Raw genomic sequence first — 18,637 nt, forward strand, 5'->3', positions numbered from 1 at the left:
GAGAATGAAATCTCGCGGGCAACGTGGCTAATCTCGAAACATCTTGTTACGTGTAATGTATATTATGTTAAATCATATCCATTACAACGCCACCGATTGAGCAACATCAACAAACGTCCACTTCAAATGGATTAACTTGACCTGACTTTCGCTGACCCAAGGATTCCCCATGCCTGCCGAAGTGGATGTTGCGATTATTGGCGGTGGCCAGTCTGCACTCGCCGTCGCTTACTTCCTGCGCCGTACCGGGCGTTCCTTTGTCATTATCGATGCCGAAGCAGCACCGGGTGGCGCCTGGCGGCATGGCTGGGATTCCCTGCGACTGTTTTCACCGTCGACCTGGAGTTCCATCGCCGGTTGGATGATGCCTCCGGTCACTGACGGTTACCCCAGTCGCGACAACGTAGTCGATTACCTGCGCCAGTATGAGCAACGCTACCAGTTTCCTGTCGCACGGCCCTACTGGGTCAACGCTATTGAACGTCGGGGCAATCACCTCAACGTAAAAGCCCAGGGTCGCAATTGGCTGGCCCGCACCGTGGTCAGCGCGACCGGCACCTGGCGCCATCCCTACCTGCCGCATTACCCCGGCAGCGAAACCTTTACCGGCCAGCAATTGCATTCGGCCCACTACGTTACCGCCAAGCCGTTTGCGGGAAAAAAGTCCTGGTGGTGGGCGGTGGCAACTCCGGTGCGCAGATCCTCGCTGAAGTCTCGCAAGTGGCCGATGCCACTTGGGTTACTCCGCAGCCGCCAGAGTTTCTTGCCGATGACGTTGATGGACGCGTGCTCTTCGAACGCGCCACCGAGCGCTGGAAAGCGCAACTGGCCGGCATCGTCATTGAACAGCCCGTTGGCGGCCTGGGCGATATCGTGATGGTGCCGCCAGTCGTTGAGGCACGGGAGCGCGGCGTGTTGCACGCGGTTCGGCCGTTCCTGCGCTTCACCGAGACCGGCGTGACTTGGGCTGATGGCTCGCAAACGCCGGTCGACGCGGTGATCTGGTGCACCGGCTTCCGCCCTGCCCTCGGCTATCTGGAGTCACTGGGCGTGTGTTCCGCCGACGGGCGCGTGGCCGTCAAAGGTACGCATTCGATTCAGGAACCGCGTTTGTGGTTGGTGGGTTATGGCGACTGGACTGGTGCCGCTTCCGCGACACTGATCGGCGTGACCCGAACGGCGCGCAGTACCGTTGAGGAAATTGAGCGGTTTTTGCTGGAGCAGTGAGTCGGCGCAGCGCAGTTCAGGCAACGTTGAGGTCCCTCTCAGGAATTAAAATGTCTTAACCCGCTTTGTTCTCAACCAGGCAATTGCCTCCATCCACCACGAGCAGTTCACCGGTGATGTAACTCGCTTCAGGTGAAGCCAGGAATACAACGGCTGCGGCCACTTCGTCTGGGCGCCCCGCTCTCCCGAGAGGCGTAGAACGTGCGGCTTTGACTTCATCAGGCGTGCTCGACCCTGTAGCTATCCAGCCAGGGGCAACTGAATTCACCGTGATACCTTGATGAGCCACCTCAAGGGCTAGACTCATGTTCATTCCTACCATTCCCGCCTTTGCAGCACTGTAAGCAGCCTCCCCTGGATTACTGGCCCGCGTGCCGGTAGTTGAGCTGATGTTCACTATGCGGCCATAGCCTCTCGCTCGCATCCCAGGCAACACCCCTTGGGTTAACAGAAACGCAGTTGTCAGATTTCTAGCGATGGAAAGATTCCAGCTTTCGAGGCTCGTACTCGTGAACTCGGAGAACTGTTCTGGACTCCCTTGCATCGCCATACCGGCATTATTTACAAGAATATCGATGCGGCCCCAGACGGCCTCAGCCCAAGCGACGAATTCACTCACCTGATTTTCCTGAGTCAAGTCGACCGGTCGACCCACTGCTTCGAAGCCGGCGGCACGTAACTCCGCAACCCGCTCATTGATGCGTGCGCTGCTTGCCGTGACGATCAACTTGGCCCCTTGAGCCCCAAGACGATGGGCAATGGCCATACCGATTCCAAGCTCACTGCCCGCTCCACTCACAAGTGCCACTTGATCTGCCCAGGTTGGATGCATCATCGTTGTTGCCTCTGTTAGAGCATGGCGGATGGACACGAAAGCAGAGCCCCGTTTTGCCCTGACAATAAAGGATGCGCATACAGTTATGTTAATAAAAAGCCGCTATGTCCTTTTGATGCTGGCGACATACCGCCGTCCCGTTCCAGTGAGGTCGCGATTTTTTACGCAAAATTTACACGCATTTGATCTTAGCCACCGGATACTTCGCGGCGGTATTTTTGCAGGTTAACCTCATGTCCTCCGCTGTACTCAGGCTCGTCGGCTTCATCTTAGGTATCTTTTTAATCACGCTGGCTGTGAGCATGGCTATTCCCATGATCACACTGGTTGCCTATGAGCGCAGCGATGACCTGTCGGCCTTCCTCTGGTCGAGCTTGATTACCTTCATCACTGGCCTCCTTTTGATAGCGCGAGGTCGTCCAGACAATGCCCAGCTTCGTCCAAGAGATATGTATCTACTGACGACTTGCAGTTGGGTGGCGGTATGTACCTTCGCGGCGTTGCCGATGGTGTTCATCAGTCAGATCAGTTACACCGACGCTTTTTTTGAAACGATGTCCGGCATTACAACCACGGGTTCAACTGTCTTGAGTGGTTTGGATACCGCTTCACCTGGATTGTTGATCTGGCGCTCAATGCTGCACTGGTTGGGTGGTATCGGCTTCATCGGCATGGCTGTAGCGATCCTTCCACTGCTGCGAGTGGGCGGTATGCGTCTTTTCCAGACAGAGTCCTCAGACTGGTCGGAGAAAGTAACACCTCGCTCTCATGTGGCAGCCAAGTCCATTCTCTTTCTCTATTTTGGGCTCACTGGCGCCGGGGCAGCAGCTCTCTGGATCGCCGGCATGACGCCGTTTGAAGCGGTCAACCATGCCATGTCGTTGATCTCGACTGGCGGGTTCTCTACTTCTGACGCCTCGCTTGGGCATTGGACGCAGCCAGCGATTCACTGGATCGCGGTGGTCATCATGATTCTGGGTAGCCTGCCGTTTACCCTCTATGTCGCGACATTGCGCGGCAATCGGCGTGCGCTGCTCAAGGATCACCAGGTACGCGGGTTTATTGGTTTCCTGATTGTGACTTGGCTAGCGGTGGGGACATGGCTGTGTTTCCACAGCGACTACGGATGGTGGGATGCGTTTCGTATCGTGGCGGTCAATGTGACCTCGGTTGTCACGACCACCGGAATTGCTGTAGGTGATTACACCTTGTGGGGCAGCTTCGCGGTCTTGCTTTTTTTCTATCTGACCTTCGTCGGCGGGTGTTCAGGCTCAACAGCTGGTGGCCTTAAAATTTTCCGTTTCCAGGTTGCCGGTGCTCTATTAGTGAGTAGCCTGAAGCAGTTGATCCATCCTCGTGCGGTGATTCAGAAAAAATACAACGGCCATCCGATTGATGAAGAGATCTTGCGTTCGCTTTTGACCTTCTCATTTTTCTTCACCATCACCATTGCAGTGATCGCTCTGGGACTCGCCCTGATCGGACTGGATTGGACGACAGCGTTGAGCGGAGCTGCTACGGCGGTGTGCAACGTGGGACCAGGCTTGGGCACAATCATTGGGCCCGCTGGTAACTTCTCATCATTACCTGACGCAGCAAAATGGTTGCTGACCATTGGCATGCTGCTGGGACGGCTGGAGATACTTACCGTGCTGGTACTCGTTACACCGGTTTTTTGGAGGTATTAGTCCTATCACTGGATAGATGAATACCTGTAAGCGCCAAAAGAGCCTGTCTTGTGGCGCTGCCAAAGCTTAGTCGTCCCGGCATTAGTCATAGGGATTGGTTGCGGGCTATTGGGTGGTTTGTTCAGCAGGATGTTGTTATGGCCACAGCGGCATCCGCAGTTCATCATCTGGCAATGGCGGCGCCTGCACCCAGTATGGTTTGCCGGCATCTGTGGATTGGTCGTCGCTATATTGGGTTGGCTGAGTGGCGGAATGTCGTTTGGTAGTGGATACGGCATTACCTCTCAGGTCATCGCATCTGATGTAGTCCTGCCATGGCACGCTCCCATTACTCGCTTCCTGGCGACCGTAGTGACCTACTTCTCTGGTATTCCCGGAGGCATTTTCGCTCCCTCGCTCGCTGTAGGGGCCGCAGTAGGCGCCAATACCGCAGAGCTATTCCATCTGGCCGCGCAGCCCACTATTGCACTCTGCATGGTTGGTTTTCTGGCGGCCGTTACTCAGTCGCCAATCACCTCCGCAATCATTGTGATGGAGATGATTGATAGCCACAGTATGGTGATCAGTCTTATGGCGGTAGCCCTGATTGCCAAGGCTGTCAGTTCAAGAATGGGCCCTGAGTTGTACCAGCAATTGGCGCGAGGCTTTCTCGAGAATGCAGAAGCTGCCACTAAACCGAAGAATCCAACTCAATAAGCCTACCGTGTGATTCTGCTAGCCAGTGAGGTCAGTTGATCCTTTTCATGTTGCAGCGCCAACGAGCGATCATGTGCAATCCTTCAATGACTACGTCAATTGAGCACCGGGCGGCGCAGAAGTTTATTCGTAATGCCGAGAGTAGTTTGCGACCAAGCTATCAACTACAGCCTCTGGCCTTCCTGTGAATCGCACGTGGCGGTTGCCAGCGACACGGCGAAAAAACTGTTTTAGGTCTACGCGATACCCTGAGCGCCAAGCCTGGCATCCACTTCGACGTTCAACCCAAGCACCTCATAGATCCGAGAAACCACCAGCATCGTCGCCTGCTCAACCGTTCCTTCATTACGGCACAACATCCAGCCGTGATCCTTGACCGCTTGCTCGAACATTTCCGTACACGCCACATGCTCTGCGTGCTTCTGGATCACAGTGCCGCCCAGTCCCCGCGAGCGCGTCGCCGCCCTCGCCCACGAAATATCCGGATCGGTGACGACGCCGACATGCAGATCTGGCACCCGCACGTCTCGCTCCATATTCAATTGAAGAATCTCGGCAAACGGGATGGTTTGGCGAAACGCGGCATCCGAGGGATACCAGCGATCGATCAGGATGATGCTGTCCAGCGGCTGCTTCGTCAGAACGTTCTGGGAGATCCAGCGACGGCTATCCGCGAGGCGCTGACACACAGCCCACTCGAGATCCCGGCAAGGATTTCTCGCCAGAGTGTTAATCAAGGCCATGGTTTCACCCCTGAACGGATCGCTTTTTCTCTCGCAAAGCCGGATGACTTTCTGGTTGCCCGCCCTCAGTACTTGCGTAACGGCCTCCAACAGTGTGGTTTTGCCGGTGCCTTTGGGCCCATCCAGAGAAACGAACAGCGGACGATTCATTGTTCACGCAACAATCAAGACATTGATGCCCACTCTAACCTCATTTCCGGTATTCCATCAGCGCATCCCTGCCCCTTGCTGATACTCCCGCGGCGTACAGCCAAACTCCCGGCGAAACACCGTGTGCAGATACTGCGCAGATTTAAACCCGCAACTGCGCGCCACGTCGGCGATCACCGAGTCAGTATTTTTCAATCCGCTGGTGGCCGCTGCCAGTTTGAAACGCAGGATCTCGTCATGCACGCTGCAGCCTCGTTCGGCGCGGAAATGCGCCTCGAGTGACGAACGCGACACACCGACATACGCCGCCACCTGCGCCGTTTTGATGCCTTGGCAAGCGTATTGACGGATGAACAGCAGCGCTTGCATGACGTAGGGATTGCCCAAAGGCTGGTGCAAGCTCGACACCTGCACGTTGACCGCATCGGGAGGAATCAGGATTTGTGTACCGGTGGACGGCTTGCCATGGAGCATCTGATGGAGTAATTGCGCGGCGGTACGGCCCATGGTTTCGGTGCCCTGGATGACTGAACTCAGCGGCACGCGGGTCAGGCTGCGGGTCAGCGGGTCATTGTCGATGCCGATCAATGCCACCTGTTCCGGCACGGCGATACCGGCAGTCAGGCAGGCTTGCAGCAACTGGCGCGCACGGGCGTCGCTGACGGCGATGATGCCGATGGGTTTGGGCAGGCTTTGCAACCAGGCGATCAGTTGTTCGACGGCGCTGTCCCACAGCGGTGCGCTGGTGCCCATGCCGCGATAGATTTCGCCGTGCAGACCATCGCGCTTCATCAATTTGCGGAAGGCTTTTTCGCGCTCTTGCGCCCAGCGATTGGCTTGCGCTTCAGGCAGGCTGAAACAGGCGAAACGCTGCAGTCCCGCCTCGATCAAGTGCGTGTAGGCCAGCGTTATCAGTGCGTTGTTATCGGTGGCGACGTAGGGAATCGCTTTCGGATAGGCGCGTTTATCCTCGTACGAGCCCCCTACTGCTACCACCGGCATCTGGATATCGGCCAACGCCTCGCCAATCAGCGGGTCGTCGAAGTCGGCAATGATCCCGTCACCCTGCCAGCGCTCGATGCCTTTCAAACGACAGAGGAAGTCCTCCTCGAGAAACAGGTCCCAAGAGGCTCGGGTACTGCTCAGGTAGTTGCCGATGCCGCTGATGATGCCACGGTCGTAGATCTTGCTGCCGTTGAACAACAGGGCGATGCGGTGAACAGGCGGTACGGTTTTCATTGTTTTTATGCTTGTCCCGGGCCTCTGGTCACGGAGGCGATTGGCACAGACTAGGCCCGTGGCCGAAGAAGCTCAATACGCAAAATCGCACCCCGAGTTGATGTTTTTCATAATCAGCAGGCACGGGGCCGTTGCTAGTATCGAGACACCGCCAAGAACAACAAGGACAAGGTCCATGCAGTATTTCCCCGATGTCGATGCGATTCGCTACGAAGGCCCAGACAGCGATTCTCCCCTCTCCTTTCGTCACTACGACGCCGACAAACTCATCCTCGGCAAACCCATGCGCGAACACCTGCGCATGGCTGCCTGTTACTGGCACACGTTCGTCTGGCCCGGTTCCGATGTGTTCGGTGCGGGGACGTTCAAGCGCCCTTGGCAACACACTGGCGACCCGATGGAACTGGCCATCGGCAAAGCCGCAGCCGCTTTCGAATTCTTCTCCAAACTGGGCATCGACTATTACTGCTTCCATGACACTGATGTCGCCCCCGAAGGCAGCTCTCTGAAGGAGTACCGCAACCACTTCGCGCAGATGGTTGATCACCTCGAGCAACACCAGGAAGCCAGCGGCATCAAGCTGCTGTGGGGCACCGCCAACTGCTTCAGCAATCCGCGTTTCGCTGCGGGTGCTGCGAGCAACCCCGATCCGGAAGTGTTCGCCTGCGCCGCTGCTCAGGTGTTCAGCGCCATGAACGCGACCCATCGCTTGAAAGGCGCCAACTACGTGTTGTGGGGCGGTCGCGAAGGCTATGAAACCCTGCTCAATACGGACTTGAAGCATGAACGCGAACAGCTCGGCCGCTTTATGCGCATGGTGGTCGAGCACAAGCACAAGATCGGTTTTACCGGCGACCTGCTGATCGAGCCCAAACCGCAGGAGCCGACCAAGCACCAATACGATTACGACAGTGCCACCGTGTTCGGCTTTCTCCAGCAGTACGGGCTGGAGCACGAAATCAAGGTCAACATCGAGGCCAACCACGCGACGCTGGCTGGGCACAGCTTCCATCACGAGATTGCCACGGCCGTCTCGCTGGGGATTTTCGGCAGCATCGACGCCAACCGTGGCGATCCGCAAAACGGCTGGGACACCGACCAATTCCCCAACAGCGTCGAAGAGATGACCCTGGCCACCTATGAAATCCTCAAGGCCGGCGGCTTCAAGAATGGCGGTTTCAACTTCGATTCCAAGGTTCGTCGGCAAAGCCTCGATCAGATCGATCTGTTCCATGGCCACGTCGGCGCCATGGACGTTCTCGCCCTGTCCCTGGAGCGCGCAGCGGCCATGGTGCAGAACGACGAACTGCAACGGCTCAAGGATCAACGCTACGCCGGCTGGCAGCAGCCGTTTGGGCAGGCGGTGATGGCGGGTGACTTCAACCTTGAGTCGTTGGCCGAGCACGCGTTCACCAACGAGTTGAATCCGCAAGCCGTCAGCGGCCGCCAGGAAAGGCTCGAAAACATTGTTAACCGGTTTATCTATCGCTGATCACACAGAGAGTCTGCGGGCACATCCACGCGGTGACATTTCAACGACAAATCTGTGCCTGCGGCGTCTGCGGATTCTCTACAGTTTTACCAGCCCGATACTCATCATCAGGCCGTGTCTTTCCAACAACAATAAAAGGACGCCCCACATGAAGAACGTAAAACGCACGTTATTCGCCACTGCTCTGGCCTTGCTGTCGCTGCCGGTGCTGGCTGACGCAGCCCACCCGAAAATCGGTTTCTCCATTGATGATCTGCGCCTGGAACGCTGGTCGCGTGACCGTGATTACTTCGTTGCGGCGGCCGAAAAAATGGACGCCAAGGTCTTCGTGCAGTCGGCGGATGCCAACGAGCAGAAGCAGATTTCCCAGATCGAAAACCTGATTTCCCGGGGCGTCGATGTCATCGTCATCGTGCCGTTCAACGCCACGGTGCTGACCAATGCGGTGGCCGAAGCGAAGAAGGCCGGGATCAAGGTCGTGTCCTATGATCGCCTGATCCTCAACGCCGATGTCGACGCCTATATTTCCTTCGATAACGAAAAGGTCGGTGAGATGCAGGCCAGCGGCGTGCTGAAAGCGGCGCCCAAGGGCAATTACTTTTTGCTCGGTGGTGCGCCAACCGATAACAACGCCAAGATCCTCCGTGAAGGCCAGATGAAAGTGCTGCAACCGGCCATCGACAAGGGTGATATCAAGATCGTCGGCCAGCAGTGGGTGAAGGAATGGAACCCGACCGAAGCGCTGAGCATTGTTGAAAACGCCCTGACCCGCAACGACAACAAAATCGACGGCATCGTCGCTTCCAACGACGCCACGGCGGGCGGCGCCATTCAGGCACTGGCGGCGCAGCAACTGGCCGGCAAGGTGCCGATTTCCGGGCAGGACGCCGACCTTGCCGCAGTCAAGCGCGTGATCGCCGGCACGCAAACCATGACCGTGTACAAACCATTGAAACTGATCGCCAGCGAAGCCGCCAAGCTCTCGGTACAACTGGCGCGCAACGAAAAACCCGCCTTCAGCTCGCAGTACGACAACGGCAGCAAAAAAGTCGACACCATCCTGCTCACGCCCACCCCGCTGACCAAGGACAACATCGACCTGCTCGAACAGGACGGCTTCTACACCAAGGCGCAAATTGCCGGGAAGTGATCTCCGGTAATGCGAAAAACCCTTGTGGGAGCGAGCCTGCTCGCGAATGCGGTGTGTCAGTCAACGAAGCATTGTCTGAACTGACGCTTTCGCGAGCAGGCTCGCTCCCACAGGCTTCGTGGTGTGTGAGTCTTTGATATACGAGCCCTCTCCATGTCCGACTATCTGCTGCAAATGAACGGCATCGTCAAAACCTTCGGCGGTGTCAAAGCGCTGAACGGCATCGACATCAAGGTCAGGCCCGGCGAGTGCGTTGGCCTGTGCGGCGAGAATGGCGCCGGCAAGTCGACGCTGATGAAGATCCTTTCGGCGGTCTACCCGCACGGCACCTGGGACGGTGAAATCCTCTGGGACGGGCAACCGCTCAGGGCGCAATCGATCAGCGAAACGGAAGCTGCCGGCATCGTCATCATTCACCAGGAACTGACGCTGGTGCCCGACCTATCGGTGGCCGAAAACATTTTCATGGGCCACGAGCTGACACTGCCCGGCGGACGCATGAATTACCCGGCGATGATTCACCGCGCCGAAGCGCTGATGCGCGAATTGAAAGTCCCCGACATGAACGTATCGCTGCCGGTTTCGCAGTACGGCGGCGGCTATCAGCAACTAGTGGAAATCGCCAAGGCCCTGAACAAGAAGGCCCGCCTGCTGATCCTCGACGAGCCTTCATCAGCCTTGAGCCGTTCGGAAATCGAGGTGTTGCTGGACATCATTCGCGACCTCAAAGCCAAAGGCGTGGCCTGCGTCTACATCTCGCACAAGCTCGATGAAGTCGCCGCCGTGTGCGACACCATTTCGGTGATCCGCGACGGAAAACATATCGCTACCACCGCCATGGCCGACATGGATATTGCGCAGATCATCACCCAGATGGTCGGCCGCGAAATGAGCAACCTCTACCCCTCCGAGCCGCACGCTATTGGCGAGGTGATTTTCGAGGCCCGGCATATCACCTGCTACGACATCGACAACCCCAAGCGCAAACGGGTCGACGATGTTTCCTTCGTGCTCAAACGCGGCGAGATCCTTGGTATCGCCGGGCTGGTCGGCGCAGGCCGCACCGAACTGGTGACCGCGCTGTTCGGCGCTTACCCCGGGCGCCACGAGGGCGAAGTCTGGCTGGACGGGCAAGCCATCGACACGCGCACGCCGCTCAAGTCCATCCGTGCCGGCCTGTGCCTGGTGCCGGAGGACCGCAAGCGCCAAGGCATTATTCCTGACCTGGGCGTTGGCCAGAACATCACCCTCGCCGTGCTGGACAACTACTCAAAACTGACCCGCATCGATGCCGAAGCCGAACTGGGCTGCATTGATCGGGAAATCTCGCGCCTGCACCTCAAGACCGCCAGCCCGTTCCTGCCGATCACCAGCCTCTCGGGGGGCAATCAGCAAAAAGCCGTGCTGGCGAAGATGCTGCTGGCCAAACCCCGGGTACTGATTCTCGATGAGCCGACCCGAGGTGTGGACGTCGGCGCCAAATACGAAATCTACAAGTTGATGGGCGCACTGGCCGCTGCCGGCGTGTCGATCATCATGGTCTCGTCGGAGCTGGCCGAAGTGCTCGGCGTGTCCGACCGCGTGCTGGTGATCGGCGAGGGCCAGTTGCGTGGCGACTTCGTCAACCATGAACTCACCCAGGAACAGGTGCTTGCCGCCGCCCTCAGCCAGCCTGGCAGCCATAACAATAATGATCGGAAAACCGCGTAAATGAATCAGGTCAAACAACTGTTCACCCGCTACAAAATGCTCGCGCTGGTATTTGCCGTGGTGCTGATCTGGCTGTTCTTCAGCTGGCAGACCGAAGGCGGATTCCTGACCCCGCGCAACCTTTCCAATCTGCTGCGGCAGATGTCGATTACCGGCATTCTCGCCTGCGGCATGGTGCTGGTAATCATCAGCGGCGAGATCGATTTGTCGGTCGGCTCGTTGCTCGGTCTGCTCGGGGGGCTCGCGGCGATTCTCGATGTGGTCTATCACATTCCGCTGCTGGCGAACCTGAGTCTGGTTGCCCTCTGCGGGCTGATGATTGGCCTCGCCAACGGTTACATGGCGGCTTATCTGCGCATCCCCTCGTTCATCGTCGGTCTGGGCGGCATGCTGGCGTTTCGCGGGATTCTGCTGGGGATTACTGGCGGCACGACCATTGCGCCGGTGTCGCCGGAGCTGGTCTACATTGGCCAGGGCTACCTGCCCCACGCAATCGGCACGGGCCTGGGCATTCTGTTGTTCGCGCTGACGGTGTTCCTGACCTGGAAACAGCGGCGCAATCGCGCCCTGCACGGCCTCGCGGCGCATTCGTTGGTGCGTGATGTCGTCCGCGTGTTGGTGATCGGCGCCGTGCTCGCCGCTTTCGTGCAGACGCTGAACAGCTATGACGGCATTCCCGTGCCGGTCCTGCTGTTGCTGATTCTGCTGGGCGTGTTCAGCTACGTGACCAGTCAGACCGTGTTCGGGCGGCGCGTCTATGCCGTGGGCAGCAATATGGAAGCGACGCGCCTGTCCGGGATCAATGTGCAGGCGGTGAAGCTGTGGATCTTCGGGATCATGGGCGTGATGTGCGCCCTCGCCGGTGTGGTCAACACCGCGCGCCTCGCCGCCGGTTCGCCCTCGGCCGGGAGCATGGGCGAACTCGACGCCATCGCCGCCTGCTTTATCGGCGGTACTTCCATGCGCGGCGGCTCCGGCACGGTGTACGGCGCCCTCCTCGGCGCGCTGGTCATCACCAGTCTGGACAACGGCATGTCGATGCTCGACGTCGACAGCTATTGGCAGATGATCGTCAAGGGCAGCATCCTGGTGTTGGCGGTTTGGGTGGATGTCAGTACGCGGACCGGGCGCCGTTGAGCCGCAGGGTCACGCAGCGGGCGTGGTCGCGGGCGCCGGGCTGAGAATTTCCATCAGGAAGTCGATAAACACATTGATCCGGCTGGACCCACGGTGGTTGGGTAAATACAACGCGTTGATGCAGGTGCTGGCGCTGCCGGGATTGACCTCGTACTGCTCAAGCATGCGGGTCAACCGGCCGGCTGCCACGTCGTCGCGTACCAGCCAGTCGGCCAGCAGCGTCACCCCGCCGCCGCCGATGGCGGCTTCGCGCAGGATGTCGGCATTATTGCTTTGCAGGCGCCCGTGGACGTTGAGCTGGATGGGCGCGTCTTCATTCTGAAAAGTCCAGTACTGGTGGGTGGCGCCGTAATCGAAACGCAGGCATTGATGCTCCAGCAAATCCCGTGGGTGACAGAGCGCTGCGCTACGCGCCAGATACGCCGGACTGGCCACCACCCAGCGTTCGAACTGCCCCACGCGTTTGCTGACGATGTCTTCACTGACCACCGACGATCCCAGCCGCACCGAAACATCAATCTGCTCGCTCAGCAGGTCGCTGACCTGATCGCTCAGCGACAGACTGATCTCAAGTCCCGGATGCCGCTCAAGCAAGCGGCTCAGGTGCGGCGCAATCAGGCGCCGACCGAACTCCACCGGCACGCTGATACGCAGACGGCCCTGCGCTTCGGCGCCACGATCGGCAACGACGGCATCGGCCTCGTCAATCGCGTCGAGAATCGCCACGGCTTTTTCGAAATAGGTCTGGCCGGCAACGGTCACGCTGGTGTTGCGCGTGGTGCGATTGAGCAGGCTCGCGCCCAACTCGTGTTCCAGCCCTGCGACTTGCCGTGTCACTGACGACGTTGATATCCCGAGTTTGCGCGCTGCCGAGGAATAGCCCCCGCAGCGCACGGTTTCCACAAACATCTTCAGTGCCAGCAACTTGTCCATAAGCGGAGTCCGGTCGAAAGGGAACGCGGATGATTGTGCATCACTGTTCCCCCCTCGTCTTGTACCGCCGTGCTTGCCCGCACTCGCCGGTTGTTCAGACATCGGCCTGGCGACTCAGGAACAAGCCGAGCGCCAGCGCTGGCAACAGCGCCACCGCGACGGCGGACAGGTTCCAGCCGAAATGCTCGTACAACGGGCTCGCAACCAGCGACCCCAGCGCGCCGCCGACGAAAATACTGGTCATGTACACGGCGTTCAGGCGCGCACGGCTGTGCGGATCGAGGGCGTACACCTCACGCTGGCCGAGCACCATGTTCAATTGCACGGCGAAATCCAGCAGCACCGCACACACCACCAGCCAGACATAACCGCTGCCCGGGAGCGCGGCGATCAGCAGCGAAACCGGCGCCAGCAGCAATGCGACCAGCGTGCCGCGACGACCATGCCCGGCATCGGCCAGACGTCCGGCAATCGGCGCCGCAATGGCACCCACCGCACCAACCAGCGCGAAGATCGCGACTTGTGCCTGAGTGAAGCCGTGGTGACGCATCAGTTCAATCGGCGCGAGAGTCCAGAACAGGCTGAAACTGGCAAACAGCAGCCCTTGATACAACGAGCGCTGACGCAACAGCGGATAGCGCCGGGCCAAGGCAAACACCGAACCGATCAACGCAGCATACGAAGCTTTATGCGTCGGCAGCCGACGCGGCAGCGCCACCGCAGTGACCAGCGCGATGACCGCCATCAGGGCCGCCGCGCTGTAAAACACCCCGCGCCAGCCGAACACTTCAACCAACAGGCTCGACAGTGGCCGCGACAGCAGAATACCCAGCAGCAGACCGCTCATGATATTGCCGACGACGCGGCCACGACTGGCCTCGGGCGCCAGGTGTGCCGCCAACGGCACAAGGATCTGCACGGCCACCGAGGTCAGACCGATCAGTAAAGACAACAGCAGGAACATTGACGGTGAATGGGTCAGCCCGGCGCACAGCAATGTGACGCTCGCCGCCAGGGTGAAGCCGACCACCAGCCGACGGTTTTCCATCAGGTCGGCCAGCGGCACCAGCAGTAACAGGCCCAGCGCGTAGCCAAACTGCGTCAGCGAAACGATCAGGCTGGCATTAGCGCTGGACAGACCGATCTGCGGTGCAATCAGTTCGACGATCGGCTGCGCGTAGTAAAGATTGGCCACGACCGCGCCACAGCAAAATGCCAGGAACGCGACCATCAGGCCGGACAGTGAAGTTGGCTGTTCGGCATTCGCCGCAACGGCCGGGTTACCCGTGAGCATGATGAAACCTCATTGAGTTCAGGAAAGTGCTGCCAAGGCTACGGCCCTGTGGCGACGCGCAGAATCCACGCGGCGAGCAACGCAGTGATGCGTCCGGTGCAACGGCGCAAGCGTTGCTTCTCGCGCAACGCGCTGTTGCGCGCGCGGGTGATTCTCCCGTGAGGACGGTTTCTCTACGCTTTGGCCCTTGGCGCCGTCGTTCCCAGGGGCGCCCTTCCCCGGCTGTTACAAGGAGCGTTGTCATGACCCGTATCCCATCCGTTCTGCCATTGCCTGCCGCGTTTTTCTCCGTCTCATGAACCGCCACTTGCTGAAGTCCAGAACGTTATGGATCAGCGTGGCCGTCGTCGCGGTGCTCGGCCTGATCGGCGCCGTTTGGCTGATGTGGCGCCCGGCAATTGCGCCGATCAAGCGCCCGACGATGTTCGATACTGCGCAGTTGCAACGCGGCGCGCGGGTGGTCGAGGCCGGCGATTGTGCGGTCTGCCATACCCGCCCCGGCGGTGAATATCTGGCCGGCGGGCTGCCGCTGGTAACGCCGTTCGGCACGCTGTACAGCACCAACATCACCCCGGACGCTGAGACCGGTATCGGCCAATGGTCGCTGCCGGCCTTCGAGCGGGCGATGCGTCAAGGCATTGCTCGCGATGGTCACTTCCTCTATCCGGCGTTCCCCTACGTGCACTACCGGCGCATGAGCGCAGCAGACATCGCCGACGCCTATGCCTACTTGATGAGCGGCCCCGCCGTGCACGCGCCGGCCGAGCAAAACCAGATGAATTTCCCGATGAATATTCGTCCGTTGGTGGCGTTCTGGAACCTGCTGTTCCTGCACGGTGAGCCACTGACGCCGCTGGCGGGGCGTAGCGAGGCGTGGAATCGCGGACGTTATCTGGTCGACGGCCCGGGCCATTGCGCCGGCTGCCATTCGCCGCTGAACCTGATCGGCGCGGAAAAATCTTCGGAATACTTGCAGGGCGGCAGCGTTGACGGCTGGCAGGCGCCCGCGCTGGTCGGCATGGGGCAACGCAGCAACCCGTGGAGTCGCGAGCAACTGGTCGGCTATCTGCGCGCTGAGATCGTTGATGGCCACGGCACACCCGCCGGGCCGATGCGTCCGGTCAGCTTGAGTCTGGCCCGCTTGCCCGCCAGTGAAGCCGAGGCGATTGCCGAGTATTTGCTCAGCCTGGAAAACCCGCACCCACTGACGCAACCGCCGCCAAAGACGCCTGCCAGTGAAGCGGCAGACCACTCGACCGGCGCCCTGCTCTTCAGCAGCGCCTGCGCCGGTTGCCATGGCCCGGCGGCGCCGATGCGCACCATCGATGGTCGCCCGGGCCTGCAAAACACCTCGGCGCTGCAAGCGGCCAGCTCGCGCAACTTCCTCAAAACCGTGCTTGAAGGCTTGCCCGCCACAGCCGGATCGCCCGGTCCGCTGATGCCTGCATTCGCCGCCAGCCTCGACAACGCGCAACTCGGCGCACTGGCCGCGTATCTGCGCCAGCAAGCCCGCCCCGATCAGCCGTGGGTCGACCTCTCTTCCACTATTGAAGCGTTACGTCAGGAGACGAAATGAGCCAGATCACTCTCAACGTCAACGGAGCCGCGCAAGCGCTTGAGCTGGAGCCGGACATGCCGCTGCTGTATGCGCTGCGCAACCACTTGAACCTCAACGGCGCCAAATACGGTTGCGGTCTCGGTCAGTGCGGCGCCTGCACGGTGATCGTCGACGATCAACCGGTGTTCGCCTGCCTGACGCCCTGCGCCGGCCTCGAAGGCAAAAAAATCCGCACCGTGGAAAGCCTCGGCAGTGCGGTAAAACCTGGCCCTCTGCAAGCGGCGTTCATCGAGAAACAGGCCGCGCAATGCGGCTACTGCATTGCCGGCATGCTGATGCGCGCGCAGGCGTTGCTTGAGCGTAATCGCCACCCGGATGAGGCGACCATTCGCGAGCACATGGCCGGCAACCTGTGCCGCTGCGGTACGCACTTGCGCATCATCGAGGCGATCAAGCAGGTGGCCGGGCACAACGGGAGCCTGACATGAGTGAGTCGAATGAATTGAACCCGAGTCGGCGCGCCTTCCTGCGTGGTGGTGCGTTGCTGATGGCGTTCACCCTGATGCCGGTCGCGCGGCGTGTGTTGGCGGATACGGAAGTCGATACGCTCGGCACCGTGGTCCTCGCGCCCGACCTGCCCGGAAGCCTGCGCACCAACCCGTTTCTCGACGCCTGGATCCGCATCGGCGCCGACGGCATCACCGTCTACACCGGCAAGGTTGAATTGGGCACCGGGGTCAAAACCGCGCTGCTGCAAATCGCCGCCGAGCGTTTGCAGGTACCGGCTACCGCCATCAACCTGCTCACCGCCGACACCGCGCTGACGCCCAACGAAGGCTACACCGCCGGCAGCCACAGCATTTTCGACAGCGGTACCGCGTTGTATAACGCCGCCGCGCAGGTGCGCGAAATGCTCGTCGATGCCGCCGCGCGCAGTTGGCAGATTGATGCAGCACTGCTGAGCACCCGCGACGCTGTGATCGTAGGCCCGGCCGGCCAGCAGATGAGTTACGCCGACGCGGTCAAGCATGTCGATGTGCATCAATTTGCCAAGGCTCAGTCGCCGGCGATGGCCGCCGCTGATTTCAAACTGATCGGCCATTCGTTGCCGCGCCTCGACATTCCGGCGAAGGTCAGCGGTGGCGCAGCCTTCGTCCAGGACATGCGCTTGCCGGGCATGCTGCATGCGCGGGTGATCCGCCCGCCCCGTCCGGGCTGCACGTTGCAAGCATTCGACGCGGCGTCCATCGAAGCGCTGGCTGGCGTGGTCAAGGTGATCCGCGATGGCAACTATCTGGCGGTGGTCGCCGGTGATGAGTGGCAAGCGATCAAAGCCATGCGCCGTGCCAGCGAGGTGACGCAATGGAGCGGCGGCGAGGCGATTCCCGAGGCGACTGAGATTCATGGTCTGCTCAAACGTCTGCCCTCACGGCGCTATCCGATCAGCAACAGCGGCACGCCAAGCGGCGCGGCCGACACGCGTTTTCAGGCGCGGGTCACCAAGCAATATCTGATGCACGGCTCAATCGGCCCGTCTTGCGCAGTCGCCTGGTTCAAGGACGGCACGCTTACCGTCTGGACCCACACGCAAGGTGTTTACCCGCTGCGCGCCGGGATTGCCGAAATGCTCGGTCTGCCGCCTGAACGGGTGCGCTGTATTCATACCGAAGGCTCAGGGTGTTACGGGCATAACGGCGCCGATGATGCCGCCGCCGATGCAGCATTGATTGCCCTGCGCGTGCCTGGGACGCCGGTGCGCGTGCAGTGGATGCGCGAGCAGGAAAATCTTTGGGAGCCGTATAGCTCGGCGATGGTCTCCGAAGTCGACGCCGGCCTCAGCCACGGTCGACTGCAGGACTGGGCCTACGAACTCTGGACCACTCCGCACAACGAACGCATCGTCAACGCCGGGCGTCTGCTGCCGGCACGCTTGCTCGCGCGGCCTTTTGCCTCGGCGCCATCCGTGCCAATCGCTCAGCCTGAGGGCGATGGTGATCGCAACGCGGTGCCGTTGTACGCGTTGAACTCGACGCGCATCAACATGACCTTCGTCACCGAGATGCCCTTTCGCACCTCGGCCATGCGTTCGCTCGGTGCGCACATCAACATCTTTGCCATCGAGGCGAGTATCGACGAGCTGGCGATCCGGGCCGGCATCGACGCGGTCGCCTTGCGTCTGGCCCATCTCAGCGACCCACGTGCTCGCGCGGTGGTGGAACGTGTGCGTGACGAGATCGGCTGGCCGCAAAAAAGCAGCGAGCCCGGCGCTGGTATCGGTTTCGCCTTTGCCCGCTACAAAAACATCATGGGTTACTGCGCCATCGCGGTGAAACTTCGAGTGCATCCGCAGACTGGCGAGATCCGCATCGATCACGTGGTGACGGCGGTGGACGTTGGCCAGATCGTCAGCCCCGATGGCCTGCGCAATCAGGTCGAGGGCGGCATCGTGCAGTCCGCGAGCTGGACCCTGTACGAAAAAGTCGCCTACGACGCGGGCGGCATTCGCAGCTACGACTGGAGCGGCTATCCGATTCTGCGTTTCACGCAACTGCCGAAAAAAGTCGATGTGCATTTGCTCGACCAGCCGGGAGAACCCTTCCTTGGCGCCGCTGAAATCGTTCAGGGTCCGATGGCCGCCGCCCTTGGCAACGCCGTCGCCAACGCCACTGGCCGGCGCTGGCTGAACCTGCCGCTGACGCGCTCAAACCAATCCGCCTGAGCCACGTCCGTGTTCATCGCTGATGAGCACGGGCGCCATTGCGCCGTGCGCAAAACAGCGTAGCGC

The 18,637-nt window shown here is 60.1% G+C and carries 13 protein-coding genes and 2 pseudogenes; 10 read left to right on the forward strand and 5 right to left on the reverse strand.

Annotated features, from left to right (window positions below; translation table 11 throughout):
- Positions 1-169: 169 nt before the first annotated feature.
- Positions 170-1,227 (forward strand): annotated as a pseudogene (locus tag AB4N74_RS09475) (ArsO family NAD(P)H-dependent flavin-containing monooxygenase).
- 55 nt (positions 1,228-1,282) lie between these two features.
- Here AB4N74_RS09475 and AB4N74_RS09480 read toward each other — a convergent pair.
- Positions 1,283-2,059, reverse strand: coding sequence for an SDR family NAD(P)-dependent oxidoreductase (locus AB4N74_RS09480; RefSeq protein ID WP_460101097.1), 777 nt, complete (start codon positions 2,057-2,059; stop codon positions 1,283-1,285).
- 236 nt (positions 2,060-2,295) lie between these two features.
- Between AB4N74_RS09480 and AB4N74_RS09485 the strand changes: the two genes are divergently transcribed.
- Positions 2,296-3,750: a TrkH family potassium uptake protein gene (locus AB4N74_RS09485; protein ID WP_427120140.1), complete on the forward strand. Its 1,455-nt coding sequence runs from the start codon at positions 2,296-2,298 to the stop codon at positions 3,748-3,750.
- 66 nt (positions 3,751-3,816) lie between these two features.
- Positions 3,817-4,446: pseudogene (locus tag AB4N74_RS09490) on the forward strand (chloride channel protein); the annotation flags it as partial.
- Between the two features lie 236 nt (positions 4,447-4,682).
- Here AB4N74_RS09490 and AB4N74_RS09495 read toward each other — a convergent pair.
- On the reverse strand, positions 4,683-5,339 hold the full coding sequence (locus AB4N74_RS09495) for a dTMP kinase (RefSeq protein WP_460099665.1): 657 nt from the start codon (positions 5,337-5,339) through the stop codon (positions 4,683-4,685).
- A gap of 57 nt (positions 5,340-5,396) precedes the next feature.
- Positions 5,397-6,578 carry a XylR family transcriptional regulator gene (locus tag AB4N74_RS09500; protein WP_320336785.1) on the reverse strand — a complete coding sequence of 394 codons (1,182 nt, stop codon included), beginning with the start codon at positions 6,576-6,578 and terminating at the stop codon, positions 5,397-5,399.
- 175 nt (positions 6,579-6,753) lie between these two features.
- Between AB4N74_RS09500 and xylA the strand changes: the two genes are divergently transcribed.
- The 4 genes from xylA to AB4N74_RS09520 all read left to right on the forward strand — a co-directional run bounded on the left by xylA (position 6,754) and on the right by AB4N74_RS09520 (position 12,067).
- Positions 6,754-8,070, forward strand: a complete 1,317-nt coding sequence (gene xylA / locus AB4N74_RS09505) for a xylose isomerase (RefSeq protein ID WP_460099669.1) — start codon at positions 6,754-6,756, stop codon at positions 8,068-8,070.
- Positions 8,071-8,218: 148 nt separating this feature from the next.
- On the forward strand, positions 8,219-9,220 hold the full coding sequence (xylF, locus tag AB4N74_RS09510) for a D-xylose ABC transporter substrate-binding protein (protein WP_460099672.1): 1,002 nt from the start codon (positions 8,219-8,221) through the stop codon (positions 9,218-9,220).
- Positions 9,221-9,373: 153 nt separating this feature from the next.
- Complete coding sequence (gene xylG, locus AB4N74_RS09515) at positions 9,374-10,930, forward strand: D-xylose ABC transporter ATP-binding protein (protein WP_460099675.1); 1,557 nt, start codon at positions 9,374-9,376, stop codon at positions 10,928-10,930.
- Positions 10,931-12,067 (forward strand): sugar ABC transporter permease, encoded by a 1,137-nt coding sequence (locus AB4N74_RS09520; RefSeq protein WP_093431645.1) that lies wholly within the window; start codon positions 10,931-10,933, stop codon positions 12,065-12,067.
- A gap of 9 nt (positions 12,068-12,076) precedes the next feature.
- On the opposite strand, the gene AB4N74_RS09525 is transcribed toward AB4N74_RS09520, so the two are convergent.
- Both AB4N74_RS09525 and AB4N74_RS09530 read right to left on the reverse strand, forming a co-directional pair.
- A complete protein-coding gene (locus AB4N74_RS09525) occupies positions 12,077-13,000 on the reverse strand; it encodes a LysR family transcriptional regulator (protein WP_460099677.1) in 924 nt (307 codons plus the stop codon).
- A 94-nt stretch (positions 13,001-13,094) separates the two neighbouring features.
- Positions 13,095-14,294, reverse strand: a complete 1,200-nt coding sequence (locus tag AB4N74_RS09530; protein ID WP_093431639.1) for an MFS transporter — start codon at positions 14,292-14,294, stop codon at positions 13,095-13,097.
- Between the two features lie 307 nt (positions 14,295-14,601).
- Between AB4N74_RS09530 and AB4N74_RS09535 the strand changes: the two genes are divergently transcribed.
- From AB4N74_RS09535 to AB4N74_RS09545, 3 genes are read left to right on the forward strand one after another with little or no spacing between them, the layout of a single operon-like run.
- Positions 14,602-15,870, forward strand: coding sequence for a c-type cytochrome (locus tag AB4N74_RS09535; protein ID WP_460099680.1), 1,269 nt, complete (start codon positions 14,602-14,604; stop codon positions 15,868-15,870).
- Positions 15,867-16,340, forward strand: a complete 474-nt coding sequence (locus AB4N74_RS09540) for a (2Fe-2S)-binding protein (protein ID WP_093431633.1) — start codon at positions 15,867-15,869, stop codon at positions 16,338-16,340. The genes AB4N74_RS09535 and AB4N74_RS09540 overlap by 4 nt, the downstream gene beginning before the upstream one ends.
- Complete coding sequence (locus AB4N74_RS09545) at positions 16,337-18,571, forward strand: xanthine dehydrogenase family protein molybdopterin-binding subunit (protein ID WP_320336780.1); 2,235 nt, start codon at positions 16,337-16,339, stop codon at positions 18,569-18,571. Before AB4N74_RS09540 ends, AB4N74_RS09545 begins: the two co-directional genes overlap by 4 nt.
- The last annotated feature ends 66 nt before the right edge of the window (positions 18,572-18,637 follow it).

It is taken from the genome of Pseudomonas sp. H3_C08 (assembly GCF_054669455.1).